This window comes from Streptomyces sp. NBC_00536 (genome assembly GCF_036346295.1).
In the GTDB taxonomy this organism is placed as follows: Bacteria; Actinomycetota; Actinomycetes; order Streptomycetales; family Streptomycetaceae; genus Streptomyces.
Map to the genome: position 1 here is coordinate 1 of NZ_CP107820.1, position 14276 is coordinate 14276.

General features: G+C 68.1%; 9 protein-coding genes. 7 read left to right on the forward strand and 2 right to left on the reverse strand.

What is annotated here, in order from left to right; all coding sequences use genetic code 11:
* Positions 1 to 785: 785 nt before the first annotated feature.
* Entirely contained in the window at positions 786 to 3320 is a 2535-nt protein-coding gene (locus tag OHS33_RS37330) for a DEAD/DEAH box helicase (protein WP_330328278.1), read from the forward strand.
* Positions 3321 to 3507: 187 nt separating this feature from the next.
* Here OHS33_RS37330 and OHS33_RS37335 read toward each other — a convergent pair whose 3' ends face one another.
* Positions 3508 to 5823: a DEAD/DEAH box helicase gene (locus OHS33_RS37335; RefSeq protein WP_330328279.1), complete on the reverse strand. Its 2316-nt coding sequence runs from the start codon at positions 5821 to 5823 to the stop codon at positions 3508 to 3510.
* Between the two features lie 202 nt (positions 5824 to 6025).
* Here OHS33_RS37335 and OHS33_RS37340 point away from each other — a divergent pair, with 202 nt between their 5' ends.
* From OHS33_RS37340 to OHS33_RS37355, 4 genes are all read left to right on the forward strand, one after another.
* Positions 6026 to 7147 (forward strand): TniQ family protein, encoded by a 1122-nt coding sequence (locus tag OHS33_RS37340; RefSeq protein WP_330328280.1) that lies wholly within the window; start codon positions 6026 to 6028, stop codon positions 7145 to 7147.
* A 125-nt stretch (positions 7148 to 7272) separates the two neighbouring features.
* Entirely contained in the window at positions 7273 to 8034 is a 762-nt protein-coding gene (locus tag OHS33_RS37345) for a TnsA-like heteromeric transposase endonuclease subunit (RefSeq protein ID WP_330328281.1), read from the forward strand.
* Positions 8035 to 8044: 10 nt separating this feature from the next.
* Positions 8045 to 10420 carry a transposase gene (locus tag OHS33_RS37350; protein ID WP_330328282.1) on the forward strand — a complete coding sequence of 792 codons (2376 nt, stop codon included), beginning with the start codon at positions 8045 to 8047 and terminating at the stop codon, positions 10418 to 10420.
* A gap of 88 nt (positions 10421 to 10508) precedes the next feature.
* Entirely contained in the window at positions 10509 to 11633 is a 1125-nt protein-coding gene (locus OHS33_RS37355) for a TniB family NTP-binding protein (RefSeq protein ID WP_330328283.1), read from the forward strand.
* A gap of 111 nt (positions 11634 to 11744) precedes the next feature.
* On the opposite strand, the gene OHS33_RS37360 is transcribed toward OHS33_RS37355, so the two are convergent.
* Complete coding sequence (locus OHS33_RS37360; RefSeq protein ID WP_330328284.1) at positions 11745 to 12614, reverse strand: DUF6414 family protein; 870 nt, start codon at positions 12612 to 12614, stop codon at positions 11745 to 11747.
* A gap of 471 nt (positions 12615 to 13085) precedes the next feature.
* Here OHS33_RS37360 and OHS33_RS37365 point away from each other — a divergent pair, with 471 nt between their 5' ends.
* On the forward strand, positions 13086 to 13517 hold the full coding sequence (locus OHS33_RS37365) for a DUF5958 family protein (protein WP_330335357.1): 432 nt from the start codon (positions 13086 to 13088) through the stop codon (positions 13515 to 13517).
* 222 nt (positions 13518 to 13739) lie between these two features.
* Positions 13740 to 14195: an RpiB/LacA/LacB family sugar-phosphate isomerase gene (locus OHS33_RS37370; RefSeq protein ID WP_330335358.1), complete on the forward strand. Its 456-nt coding sequence runs from the start codon at positions 13740 to 13742 to the stop codon at positions 14193 to 14195.
* Positions 14196 to 14276 lie beyond the last annotated feature (81 nt).

A 14276-nucleotide genomic window follows, 5' to 3' on the forward strand; every position in this document is an offset into this window, starting at 1 on the left:
CGCGCTCAGGAGAGAACCGCTCCGCTTCGCGGAGCAGAGCCGCCCTTTGGGCCGGGGTCCTACGCTTCGCTTCGGACTGTCCGGATTCCGCTGCGCTCCATCCGGACTGGCCCGCTGCGCGGGCCCAGAGAACTCCCTTGCTTCGCGCGGGAGCTGACCTCGTTTCACGGGGTGTAGACCTTCGGCTTGTTGGGGTGTTCGCTTCGCTCCCACCCTGGTCCTTCCGGCTTCGCCTTCAGGACCATAGGGGCCCGCTTCGCGGTCCCCTGCTGGCAGCAGCGGGAAGGCCGCGGCCTCTCTTCGGCTGACGGCCAGTGAGAGCCAACCGAGAGCAGGGACCTTGGATCCCCCACTCAGGTGCGTCCCCCCGGTAGGGCTCGTGGTTGGTTTTGGGATCCCGCTACAGTCCATGACTCTTCCAGGCCCGAGAGGCCGTCCAACCGGCCCGGGCTTCGCTCTACCCCACCTGATTCATTATAGAGCCAGGATAGATATGGGAACGGATCCGTTGCAGCGCTCCGAGTGCAGCGGCCGGGTCCCCCGTGTGCGGCGAATGCGGACACGGCCCAGTAGTGCACGGTAGTTGGGCGAATTTCACCGCATCGTGTGGATCGGCGCATCTGCGCCCCGCACCAATGGGTAGTCCCTTGGTGGCTCTTCATGGGGCCAATATGACCAGGTACCCAGGCCATCCATCGCCCTCACGTCCCATCACCTTTACGTACGGGTCGACCGTCCCCGCCTCCTCGAAATCGACCGGCCCACCCAGGAGGAGACAGGCCAAAATGCCGATCACAAACCGCGTCGACCAGCGCGAGGCCGCTCAGCGAGAAGCCATTGACGCAGTTCTCCGCGCCCTGGAACCGCCTACAAGAGCGCACGCGCCCGAGGGAGGGCTCCGGACACAGGTGATCATGGCGACCGGATCGGGAAAGACCCGGGTGGCTATCCACAGCGCGGAAAAGCTCCATGCCAGCCGTGTACTGGTCCTCGTCCCCTCGCTGGACCTGCTCGCCCAGACCGAGGCCGCATGGCGCGAGGGCGGCCGTCGAGGACCCATGATCGGGATCTCCTCGCTACGCGGTGAGGAAGTCCCCTTCCCCAACACCACGGACGTGCACGAGCTGGTGGAGTGGACGCGAAGCCTGGACAAGGTCACCGTCTACGCCACGTACGCCTCCCTCGGCCTGGGCACCCTGGAGAAGGCCCACAACGCCGGCCTCTCAGCTTGGGACCTGATCGTCGTGGACGAGGCGCACCGGACGTCCGGGCGGATCGGAAAGCCGTGGGCGGTGATCCACGACAACACCCGGATCCCGGCTTTGCGCCGACTGTACATGACGGCCACGCCGCGGATGTGGCAGCTCGGGGACGAGGAACAGGCCGGCTCGCCGGGCGAGCTGGTCGCAAGCATGGACGACGACCCGGACGGGCCCTTCGGCAGCCGCTGCTTCACCCTGACGCTCGCGGAAGCCATCGACAGGGGAATCTGCGCCCCCTACCAGGTCGTATGCGTGGACATCACCGACCCCCAGCTCCAGGCCGCACAACTCCTGGGCGCCGAAGCCCGCTCCGAGGAGATCCGCGGGGCCCGGCTCGCCGCTCTGCAGACCGCCCTGGTGAAAGCATCCTCAGAAGAGGACTTCCGCAGAACGCTCGTCTTCCACCACGTCGTCAAAGAGGCCGAAGCCTTCGCCGCAGGCCTCCCCGACGTCACCGCGCAGCTGAACGACACGGACCCCAAGCTGTACCCGGCCACGATCTGGGCGGACTGGCTCTGCGGCGAGCACAGGCCACTCCACCGGCGCCGCGTCCTCGCCGAGTTCGCGGACGGCACCGCCACGGACGGCACCGCCGTGGAGAAGGCCTACCTGTCCTCCGTAAAGGTCCTCGGGGAAGGCGTCGACACCCGCACCTGCGACTCCGTCTACTGGGCCGACGTCCGCGGCTCCATGCCCGACCTCGTCCAGGCCCTCGGCCGCGCCCTCCGCATGCAGCCCGACGAAGGGAAAGTCGCCTCCCTCGTCGTGCCGATCCTCCTCGGACCCGGCGAGACAGCGGACAACATGCTCACCAGCCGGGCGTACGACGGACTCGCCAAACTCCTCGAAGCACTCCGAGCCCACGACGCCCGGATCGTGGAGACCCTCGCCGAGCAGCAAGCGCCGAGCCGCTACAAGCCCGTCAGCGAACGCGGCAGCAGCAAGAACGGCAATGGGTCCGGCAGCGGCTCCGGGAGCGTCAGCGCCCCCGCCAAAACCCTGCTGAAGTTCTCCACACCGCGCGACCCGGCCGCGCTCGCAGCGTTCATCAACCTGCGCATCCTCAACCCCGAACACGAACACTGGCGCCGCGGGGTAGAAGCCACCGTCATCTACGCCCGCACCCACGGCAACCTCCGTGTCCCATCCACCTTCCGCGTTCCGGACGCGGACAACACGAAAGCGTCCGGTTGGCCAGCCTCGCTCGCCAACTTCCCCCTCGGGCAATGGACCGCCGACGCCAGGAAGCGCTACACCCGCGGACACATGAACGCCGAGCGCGTCACCCAGCTGGAGAAACTCGGCATGATCTGGTCCCACCACGACGTCGCGTGGGAAGAAGGCCTGGCCGCCGCACGCGGCTGGGCCGCCGAACACGGCCACCTCCTGGCCCCGCGAGACGCCACCTACCAGGGCACGGCAGTGGGAATCTGGCTGAAGAACGCCCGAGTCGCCGCCCGCAGAACGGCGGAGAACGAGCAGCGGCACTCCGAGGGACTGCCCCTCCAGCCATCGGCCTGGACGATGACACAGGACCGCCGCAAGCAGCTGGAGGACATCGACCCCTCCTGGTGCCCGGACTGGCCCGTGACATGGCAGCGCTGCTTCCACCTCGTCCGACTCCACCTCAACACCGGCCAGGCACTACCAACCGCGGCAAGCAAGGTCATGCGCCAGGGCGAGGACCTCAGCCGGTGGGTCACCTCAGTCCGGCGCGGATGGAGCCAACTCACCAACGTGCAGCAGTGGATGTGCACGCAGATCCTCGGCATCACACCCGCGACCGAGAACAAGAAACCGAAACCCCGTACCAGCCAGGCCAACAAGTGGGCGATGCACTACGAAGCCGCAACCCAGTTCTTCGAGCGCGAGGGGCACCTGGCTGTGCCCCGCAAGCACATCGAGACGATCACCATCGGCGGCGACAGCGAGGACCAGAAGCAACAAGACGTGGCGCTGAAGCTCGGCGCGTGGATCGCCAACCAACGCGCCCGGGCCGCCACCCTCGCACCGGAACGCGTCGAGCAGCTGTCCAAGGCCGGGATGCGGTGGGCGTAGCCGCGCGCAGTGGTGGATATCAGGGGGACCTCGGCCCGCAGCCAGACGCAGGGGTAGCTCAATAGCAGTTCTGTAAACAACGGCCTGTCCGCATCGCCGACCGTACTGCCGCGCAACCCCAGCACGCTGGCATCCAGAACCCCGTTGCCCGCCACCGCGGGGCGTCACCCGGGGAACACAGGAGCCATCAGCACCATCGCATGTCCAGGGCCTCCAGAGCGTTGATCTGCCGCAAAGTGAGCCGGGCGGGATCGCGGCGCCGTTCGCACAGCCAGCGGCGCAGCAGGAGCGGGTCGCCCGCATCGTCGCCGCGGTAGGCGGTGGGGACAGCGAGGTGCTGATGGGTGCGCCAGAACAGGTAGGCCTCGCGCAGCCCTCTGTGGAAGGCCCAGGCCGAGTATCCGCGAGGCCGGTCCAGCAGGTGGGCGAGGGGGTGGCGCAGAGGGATCTGGCCGAGGAGTTCGTGCTGGGTGGCGGTGAGGTGGGGCAGAGCGGCTATCTGATCGGCCAGCCAGTGGCTGTAGGGGTTGGTGGCCTGTTCGGGACCGAGGTCGGGGAAGGGAACCTTGTTCCGGCGTGCGGCACTGAGGACGGCCGCGTAGGTACGGCGCCACTGCCCGCCCGGGTCCCAAGGGCTGTTCCACCAGGGGTAGATCTCGTTGAGGGCGCGGTGATAGCAGTAGGGCAGGGTGTGGCGGTCTGCTTCGGCGCGGCGTCGGGAGAGCCACATACCCAGACGGACCCCGTGATGGGTTTCGGTGCGGGCGGGGGCAAGGTGGCCATGGCGGCCGGTGTAGTCGCGTGCGATGTCGAGAGTGAACTCGATGCTGGTGGGCGGGTGTTCCCACCGGATGCCGAGGCGTTCGAGGTCTTGGGCGCGCTGTGGCAGGAGCATGCCGTGCTGTTTCATGGAGCGCTGCCTGCCGACCCACCAGCCCAGGTAGAAGCCGTCCGGAGCCTGGTGGCGGCTGGGAACGTTCAGATGGTGGTGGGTGTCGTAGTAGGCCTGGGCGTGCTGGTAGGCGGTGTCCCAGATCTGGTTGGGAGCGGACACGTGCCGGGGGCGGAGCAGGCCGATGAGTTCGTCGGCCCGTAGCGGCCGGGCAAGGGTGTAGGGGCGCTGGGTGCGGTCGCCACTGTGGAAAATGACGCGGTCGAAGACGAGTTCGTCCCACATGCTGAGGCTGATGAGGATCTGGTGCAGCAGGTGGAAATTGGTGCCTTTGACTCCGTCTTCGATTTTCTGGTTCGGGCTGAGGTAGACGGGGACGATGATGCGGGCGATCTTGCCCTGTCCGGGGATCTGGCGAAGGGCTCGGCCGATGGCCTGGAGGATCTGGACGGGGCTGCTCTTGGGATCGGCGAACAGGACGGAGTCCAGAGCGGGGATGTCGACGCCCTCGGTGAAGCAGTTGCAGTTGCTGAGCACCGCTCTGCGCGGAAGATCCTCTCCCGCGGGGCCATGCGTGGGGGTGTCGATGAACTCCTGGAGTGCCGTGCGGCGGGTGATGGCGCGAAGGTTGCTGTGGACCACGTTGCTGGAGAGACGGCAGCGCATGTACGGGGGCATGTACTGCGCGGTCTCGGCGAGGGTTTCGGCGAAGACAGAGGCATCGGCGATGTAGGTGTGGAAGGTAAGGGTCCGCCTGAGGTCGTAGAGGTGCTGGGCCTGCAGGAGGGCGACTTGTGCGGCTGCCAGGCGCAGTCCCTCACTGGTGGCGTCGGTTCGTCCGGGATGGCGCAGGGCTCGTCTGAGGTCCTCTTCTGTGACTTCGACGGCGACGATCTCGTAGTCGGCCAGAAGGCCTTCGGCGATCGATTCGGCCAGGGAGAGACGGCAGACGACCGGCCCGTACAGGCGTGGGTCATCCATGGAGGCGATGACGTCGGTGCCCAGGGTGTCCCCGTCCGTGCCGGGGGCGAGGACGCGGGGTGTGGCGGTCATGTGCAGGCGCCTGCGGGCGGGAAAGAGGGCGTCGTCAAGGACACGGGCCCAGGGCCGGTTGCCGTCACCGGCGGTACGGTGGGCCTCGTCGCAGATGATGAGGTCCCAGCGGGCGAGGTGGTGGTCGCGGTGGGCCTCTTCGATCTTCTCCTGTGACTGGTAGGTGCAGAAGACATTCAGGGGGCCGAAGGCCGCAGCCCTGGCGGCGTGGTGGGCCAGTTCCGCGGATGATCCGACCCGCAGGACACCGGCGGGCAGGGTGCTGCCAGCCTCCTCGTGGCAGATGATCAGGTAGAGGCCCCGGCGGCCTTCACTCTGCCAGGCCTGCGCGGTCTGGTAGAGCAGTTGGATGTTGGGGGCGAAGAGCACCACGTTGCCGTGCGGGGCGATCCGGTGGGCGATGTGGAGGGCGACGAGGGTTTTGCCGGTGCCGGTGGCCATCACGACGCTGATGCGGGCGTGATGGTCGAGGAACGCGGAGACGCTGTTGTCGACGGCGACGGCCTGGTGGCCGCGCAGCGGGGTGGCGAGCTGTTCTTCGGTGACGGTTCCGGGCACCGGTGGCTCCCTTGCGATCGCATGCCTGGAACCTCATGGTCCGCGCAGGAAACCGTGCCCAGTTTCCTTTTCGCCGACCGGTTCACACTTTCGGGCATATCCGACGGGCAGGCAGGTTTCGGCGGCACGGTGCGGAGCAGCATGAGGCAGCCGTGCTCTCGACAGCGGTGTCGGCAGCGGGGCAGCTCCGGAGAGGGGAAAGGTGAACGGGCAGGGAGCGGTGCCCTGGCGGTTCGGCCCTCGCCGGCCGCTGCCGGTGCGGGTCGTGCCGGTAGAAGGCGAGTCGACGGGCAGTTTCGTCGGCCGGCTCGCACACGGCCAGGGCCTTCAGCTGGAAGAGCTGCTGGAGCGCGTGGGCTTCGGACAGGCCTCAACCGATCCGGTGCGGGTTCGGGCCTATCCCTCCACCACCGAGATGTACGTCAACGAGCAGGGACTTGAGTACCTGGCGGTACTTGCCGGGAGCACCGTGCGGGCGCTGCAGGAGGCCCTGCCCAGCACGGCGGCCGCGCACCTGCTCAAGGCCGAAAGCACACCGGTGTGGAAGTGGCCGTGGCTGGTGCGCGAGGGTCACCTGGTGCCGCTGTGCGGGGCTTGCGCCGCCGACCGCGGGGTGCGGGAGAGGGTGTGGATGCTCAGTGCGGACCGCTGGCGGGTGTGCGGGGAACATGGGCGGTTCACCGACAACGACAGCACCGGGGGCGAGCGCGGGCTGTCGCTGAAACTGCTGCCGGAGACGGCACGGGCGCACCAGGAGCGGGAAGCCCTCCAGCGTCGGTACGGGCCAGCCGGCCGGGAGCTGTTCGCCGACGCCTTCCAGATCACGGTGCACTGGTGGACACACCTCCCCGGCACCCCACGCTGGATACAGCGGGCACGGGAGGCGGACCTCACGGCGCGGGCGGTGTCTACCGCGCCGCTCGTGCTGATGCCGGAGGCCGCGGCCCTGGCGGAGCGGCTGGCCGCTTTCGAGCAGGCGGACCGGCGGGACGGGCAGGCCCGTACGCGATGGCTGGACAGGCTGCGGGACGAGATGGACCGGTGGGGCGTCGACTTCCCCGTCGGCCGGCTGGCGCTGATGGACTGGCTGCAACGACACAGCACCCCCACCGCCCGGGCGCCGGACACCACCGGCGGGCTTGCCGTGGAAACGGCACCGCCGGTGCGACCTGGTCGTGCCGGCGGACCGGCCGCCGGAGAACCACGGCAGGTGCCGGACCTGCGACTGCCAGCCGGACACACACGAGCGGCACAATCCACCGGGGTCCTTCAGGCGGCATCGTGCCTCCCCTGGCAACTGGGACAGCCCGCATGCGAGATGTGAAACCCGGCGGCGCGACGGCGTCCTCTGCGGGCGGCGATGCCGCGGAGGATACGGGAACGGGCAGTGGCGTTCCCCGGCGGTCTGGTGTGCGCAGCGGCGCGACACTTCTGCGGGAAACGGGCGGCATGAGCGCGGTGGAGAGTCCCGGCGGCCTGCCGGAGAGTGAGACGGTCCGGGGCCTGGAGCGGGATGTCGTGGCCTGGTACCGCGAACCGTACGGACCGGCGCGCGTCTGCGACGCGGCGGGGCTTCGAGAAGTGGCGCTGGAAGAGTTCGGGCCGGTGAGCGAGCCGGTGCCCTACCGGGGCCGCAAAGGCATCATCACCTACTGGCCCCTCGCGAACGGGCGGACGGTGATATGCGGGTCGCTACGCATGTGGCACATCGCGCTCGCGCTGGACTTCGACGAGCACATCGATGCGTTCAGCTGCGAGCCACTGGAACTGCGCTGGCGAGCCGGTCAGCGGTCAATGCGGTGGCGGCCCCCGTTCGTAGCCCGTACCCGGGACGGGGAGCGCCAGGTCCTGCTCCTGTCGTTCCCTGCAGGGGCGCCGTCCGCGGTGCACACCGACCGGCTGCGCGTGCTCGGCGAGGTCGCCCAGGCAGCCGGGTGGCAGATCAGGCACGTGCCAGACCCCTCCACCTTTCAGACGCAGAACCTGCGATGGCTGGCCGGCTACCGCTTCCCCTCCCCGGCAGCAGCAGGTGAACGCGAGGCGCTGCTGGGCGCCTTCGGCCAGCCCATCGGGCTGCGGCAGGGATGTGCGGCCAGTGGTCTGCCTGCACTGGCCGCGCTGGACTTGGCGTACCGGATGATCTGGCAGCGAAGGCTGCACATCGACTGGCAGCGGCTGCTGTTGCCCGATTCACTCGCCTGGGCCGGCTGAGGAGCACTCCATGGCAAAGCGTGGAGCGGACCGAGGCACGGTCGCGGTCCTGCGTCTGGGGACGCGGGTTCGGTGGGAGGGTGAGCGCTGGACGGTGGTCACGTTGGCAGGGCCCTTGGTCACGCTTGAGCCGTTCCCTGGCGCCGGTCTGCCGCAGGCGGTGCTGTACCGATGGTTGACGGGCGCGGCTGACTTTGCGTTGCTCGACACCGAGAATGAGCCGATGTCTCCCAGCAAGGTCACAGCTCCGGGGGCGTTGGAGGGACTGTCTCGTGCTGACCAGGAGCAGGCCCGGATCTGGCATGAGCGCCTGGTGGAGATCGATACCGGCTTCGCTCCGGGTGCGGCCCGGGCGCGGCCCGAGTTCGACCCGGGCACCACCAATCTGGGCCAGCGGTGCGCCGCCATGTCGGTGCGGCTTGGCGACGCCGGTGTCACCGTCTCTGCCCACACGCTGGCGGACAAGCGACGGGCCTGGAAGGCCGCCGGAGAGAACGCGGCGGTGCTGCTGCCGAAGAAACGCGGGCGCGTTCCGGGAGGCCGCACCGACCGCAGGGTCCTCGCAGCCATGCAGGAGGTGGTGAGCAGCTACGCGCGCAAGTCGGACGTGACCGAGGACGCCGTCTTCGAGAAGGTGATCCAGCTTCTGAAGGCTCGCTACCCCGGCGAAATGAAGGATCCCGTCCAGGCGAAGGCCCTGCTGGTTCCGCGCACGACTTTCTACGTGCGTATGAAGGACACCGGGCTCGCGGAGCAGCTACGCGACACCACCCGCCGGCGTACGGCGAGGGCGGCCAAGCCCGCCCTCCCCCACGGCAGCACTTTCATGCGCCCCCGACGGCCGGGCGAAGTGACGCAGATCGACACCACGCCGCTGCGGATCGTGGCCCGGGGCGACGACGGGAAGCCGGTGAGCGTGGAAATGACCACGTTGGTCTGTGTCTCCACCCGCTCCATGTGCGCCCTGATGATCACTCCGACGGCGAGGAAGGGCGAAACCGGTGGCGGCCGGGCGACGCGAGCGGTCGATCTGACGCTGCTGCTGGCGCAGTGCTATGCGCCGTGGCCGGTGCTTCCCGGATGGGACCCTCTTTCCGCGGCCGCGCTCTCCCGCCTCCCGTTCGCCTCCCTCCAGGCCGCCGACCCCCGCTTCACCGAGGCGACCGCGGCACGCCCGGTCATCCACCCCGAGATGATCGTCTACGACCAGGGAAGCCCCTATGCGAGCAGTCACTTCCATGAGGTGTGCGCCCGCCGGCGGATCGCCCTTCGCCCTGCCCGCAAGGGCACCCCGACGGACAAGCCACTGGTGGAGCGCTTCTTCACTACCCTGGCCACCCGATTCAGCCAGCACGTGACGCACGGCTGGCAAGGCCGCAGCCATCACACCCGCGGCCGGGGAGTGGAACGCAAAGCGCTGTACACCATCGACGAGCTGCAGCACATGGCCCAGGAATGGGTCGCGTTGGAGTACCAGCAGTCCTTCCACCGGGGCCTGCGCAGCCCCTTCCTGCCCAGGGTGCACCTGTCCCCCAACGACATGTATGCGGTACAGGTCGCGCGCTGCGGCTATCGGCCGCTGCCGCTGGCACCAAGGGAGAGCCGCAAGTTCCTCCTGGCAGCCTGGGTCAAGCCCAGCACAGAGGGGTTCACGGTCGGCCACCGTACTTACCAGCCCACACGGAAGGACCTGGCGCGCTACGAGGAGATCCTCCTGCGCGGCCCCTCCGGCCGCCCCGGCAAGAACGGCCGCTGGGAGTGCCGGTACAACCCGTACCGGCCCGAGCGGGCCTGGCTGTATGACCACACACGTGACGGCTGGGTCGAGACCGACTTCATCCACCGGTCCTTGCTGACCTGCCAGTGGACAGCGGACATGTGGCAGGAGGCCGCTGAACGCCACACCGGGGCTGGCGGCGATCCAGGTGAGGAGGCCGCGATCGCCCTCGCGCTGGAGCAGCGGCGACGGCGCACTCGCAAGCCGCCCCCTCAGCGCCGCACGTCCGACGAGCCGTTTCAGGGTCTGCCTCTCCAGGTCGACGATCACAGCCCTGGGGACCGGTACGTCGATCTACCCGTGATCGACCTGTCGACGCTCAGGCCGTACCCGTCCCTGCCCGTTTCCCCCGCCTCGCAGACCTCTTCGGTTCCCGCTCCATCGTCCGGCAAGGAGACCGGTGAGGGGGCGGGGGCCGACGCGCTCTCCATGCTGGATGCGCTGTTCGCCACCGAGGGGGCCGCGGACAGCGATCAGGAGGAAGCCAGCTCCCTGGATGCATCGCTCGGCTACGCCAGCGAGATCTTGGACCTGGAAGAACCGGAAGACACAGACGTGTGGGACGCCGACGTGTGGGAGGGCGAGGAGGAAACAGGAACGCCCAGCTGACCGCCCCGCCGCCACCGATCCCGCGCCGCATGCCCACCAGTGCTCGGCACGGCCGCCCCCTGCACGTGAACGCCCCGAAAGAGGAACCATGAAGGCCACCGTGGAGTCGCAGAAGAACCGCGAGCAGCGACTGCAGATGCAGATGCGCGCCACCCCGATGCGCCCGCTCAATCTCCTCTACCGCAGCGGGTGGGACGAGTTCGTCCGCGAAGAGGTCAACCGCCCGCACGACTCCCTGGCCCCTGGCGCTGACGCCCTGGCGGATTCCGAGGAAGTACGGGCAGCTCGGATCGCCTACCACCGGCACATGCGGATGGTCCTCACCACCCCAATGGAGAAGGTGATCAATGAAGTGGCACAGGCGGTCCACCTCAACAGCGGGCGCCGTGACGGACTGCTGGACCGTGTGATCGACGGCCCGCATGGGACAGGCAAGAGCGCGCTGCTTCGCGCGGTGGGCCGACGGGTGCAGCAGGACGTGGAGAAAGGCCAGCGCGGGCACGACGCGAACGTCGTTCCGGTGGTGCACATCACCGCTCCCGACGAGGCCGAGTCCAAGACGGCATGGGTCTGGGAGATCGCCTGCTTCCTCGGCCTGAACCCGGCCCCCAAGAACAAGACCGAGCTGCTCGACTGGCGCAAACACCCCGACCTGTCCCAACCGGTCAACTACGTACTGGAAGTTGTGCAGACACGGCTCCTTCTCGTCGACGGCCTGGACACCGCCACCCCCGACCAACTGATCTGCGTACTCCCGTACTTCGACTACCTGCGCAACAAGCTCGGCATCACCACGATCTTCTGCGGCACCGGTGCCAACGCCCGCATCCACCAGGCCCGCCACCGCGCCGACAACCAGGTCCGCGTCCACACAGCACCCCTGCGCGCGGCCGAAGCCCCCCGCGGCATGCCGGATACTGCGGCATACCGCTCCCCTGGCCTTCCTGTCGCGTGGATGCTCCCCCTCCCCCTGGACAAGGACGATCCGGAGACCTTCCGCCGGGTCCTGGCCGGATTCCAGGAAGACCTCAGCCTGTACAAGCTCGACGACCACGCACTCACCCGCCATGCCACACAGCTCCACGCGATCACCGACGGCCACATCGCGCTCCTGTCCCAGCTCATCTGCACCGCCGCCGTCCAGGCGATCGTGTCGGGAACGGAGAACATCACCCTCGCCGACCTCAGGGCCATCAACATCAGGGCCCGGTAACCCGCCCAACCACCCCCGGCATGCCGCCGCCACGCGAACACAACGATCCGCGAGTCCCCCCGGACGCCGAACCGCACAAGCATCCCGCAGCGGACAGCACACGACCCGGGCTCAGTACAAAGCGATGGCATTCACCACAACGGCAGGTCCGCTGATGTAGGCGTTCACATCGCCGCTCGGCAAAGCAATGCCCACATCGGCCCAGGCCCTGCGCAGCTCCGCCAAGACGTCGTCCACCTGCGTCATGACCGTCCGCCGGAACATGTACTCCCAGCCCGACAGGAGCCACTCCTCCGCGCTCAAATACCCGTCCGGGGAACCATCGATGATCCGCGACACGGTACCGAGCACTCGCAGACCGCCCTCGACACGATCCGCCGAGGCATCGTCAATGAAATGGTTCGGGTCCACGTTGACATACACCTTGCATGGCAGCCCGGAACGTTCCAGCTCAAGCAGGACCGGCACAGGCGGAAGCTCGTTGTGCAGATACACCCGCTTCATCTGCTCCTGAAGACGGGGGTCCGTCCCACTGAGCGTGGCAGGCAGGTTGCCCAAGTCCTCCAGGTTCGCGTCCTCCAGGACCCGGCGCAGGATGAAAAACAGCTTCCCGAAGTGACTCGCAGCCGTGATCCTCGTGATCCCCTCGACCTCCACGAGGTCATCCCGGGCCAGAACACCGTCCGCTCCCGGCCGGGTCCTGACCGCGCCGTCCGCGATCAGAGTGTCGATGACTCTGCTGACCTTCGCCTTGAGGCTGGGATCAAGACTGTAGGTGCTCTGCCGCTCGACATCGCTTCCCCGCGAGGCATCGACACCGGCGGCCGCCGCTCCCACACCGAGCTTGAGCTTGCCCCCGCCCGAACGCCGCCGGGTCGTCTTCTCCACGATCTCCTCGCGCTGCGGCACATCGATCTCGTGGTAGTCCGCCTCAGCGAAGAGAGTATCCGTATCCAGGTAGATCGGTGTACGCAAGGCCATATCCAGAGTGTCCCATCCCCCACTGACACCACACGCTCCTCCAGCCCAGGCCCCGCCCGTGCCGTCCCCGGGCGCTCCCACTTACCGCCCAAGGCCCGCGCCCACGACCCCTGTCAACCATCACCACCCAGCGACGGCGGACACCATCAAGCGCCGAGACGCCCACCGACAACCAGACGCCCCGTACCCGCACAGCAAGATCCAACCCAGGCTCCCCGTCCGCGCTGCAGCCCCACGCAATAGGAATCCCGATATCTCCACAACTTTCCACACCCGCACCTACACCCACAGGCCAGAGCCACCCCTCCCCCAGAACCCCCAAACCACATAGCCCCTGACAGCGCACCAGCAATCCCGAGATCCCCACAACCTCAGCAGATCAGAGACCTAGAAAGACAGCAGCAAACCCAGGAATCCACACAGTGCACCAGACCACCCTGTCCTGAGCCGACAACATGGAATGATCACGAGATGACCGCAACGAGCAGTGCGGACGGCCGCTCCCAGACCGAGCTGGTCGTCAACGAGATCGCCCAGGAGATCCGAACCCTGGACGACGGAGTGGCCTGGTTCTCCGGTCTCTCCCCGGCGAGTCGGCGGGAAGTACTGCAGCAGGTCGGCGGCTACGCGATGCAGGCGCACATCACGGCCGCAGACGGCCGCGCGGGCGTGGCGCGGTCCAGGGTGAAACCCACCGCCAACCCCTCAGTGATGATCCGCATGGACCCACCCCGCTACGGGTTCTCAAGCCTCCCCGCCGACGAACACGTGACAGCGTTCCGTGTCCTCGTCTCGGTGTTCGCCGTCGCCGATACCCGCCGCAGGCAGACTCATTGCAAGAACGCCTGCGGACACCCATGGCACAACCTGCCCACAACACCAGTGGAAGCCGAACAGCCGTAGCAACAGCCACCCTCAGCCCTAGCCCGTACGACCACCGGGAACAGTCACCAACCGCCGTACCCGAGCACGGTCACCCGCTGACAACCAACCACTGCCACCACACCACCCACTCACAACGGCCTCCGCCAGATCCAGTACCGCAGCGACATCATCGACGGATTTCTCACCGCGACCGGTCTCGCAGTGACGACACCACGGCTACAGCCTCAGTAGGCTCGGGGCATGCGGATCTGCGTTTCCTCGGACATGGACGAACCCGTGGCTCGCGCCCTTGTCGGGCAACTGCGCGACCGCGGGCACGACGTGGTGACGTACGGGGCTCTGAGCCCCGGGGACGATCCGCAGTGGGCCGCCTGCTCGGAAGCGGCGGCCCGCGAGGTCGCTGCCGGAAACGCCGATCAGGCCGTGGTGTGCTGCTGGACCGGTACGGGCGCGTCGATCGCCGCGAACAAGGTGCCCGGCGTGCGCGCGGCCCTGTGTACAGACGCCTACACCGCGGACGGTGCGCGCCGCTGGAACGACGCCAACGTACTCGCCCTCAGCCTGCGCCTGACCTCGGAACCGCTCCTCGAAGAGATCCTCGACGCCTGGTTCGCCGCCGCGGCGGGAACGGACCCCGAGGACCGGGAAAACGTGGCGCGCATCGCACGGCTCGACAACGCCAGAACGACGCCCTGAGCGGAGGGCCCGCGATGATGACGGCGTGCCGGATCCAGGGATCACCGCCGTCGTCCTGTCCTCTACGCGTTCGTGAGTTCC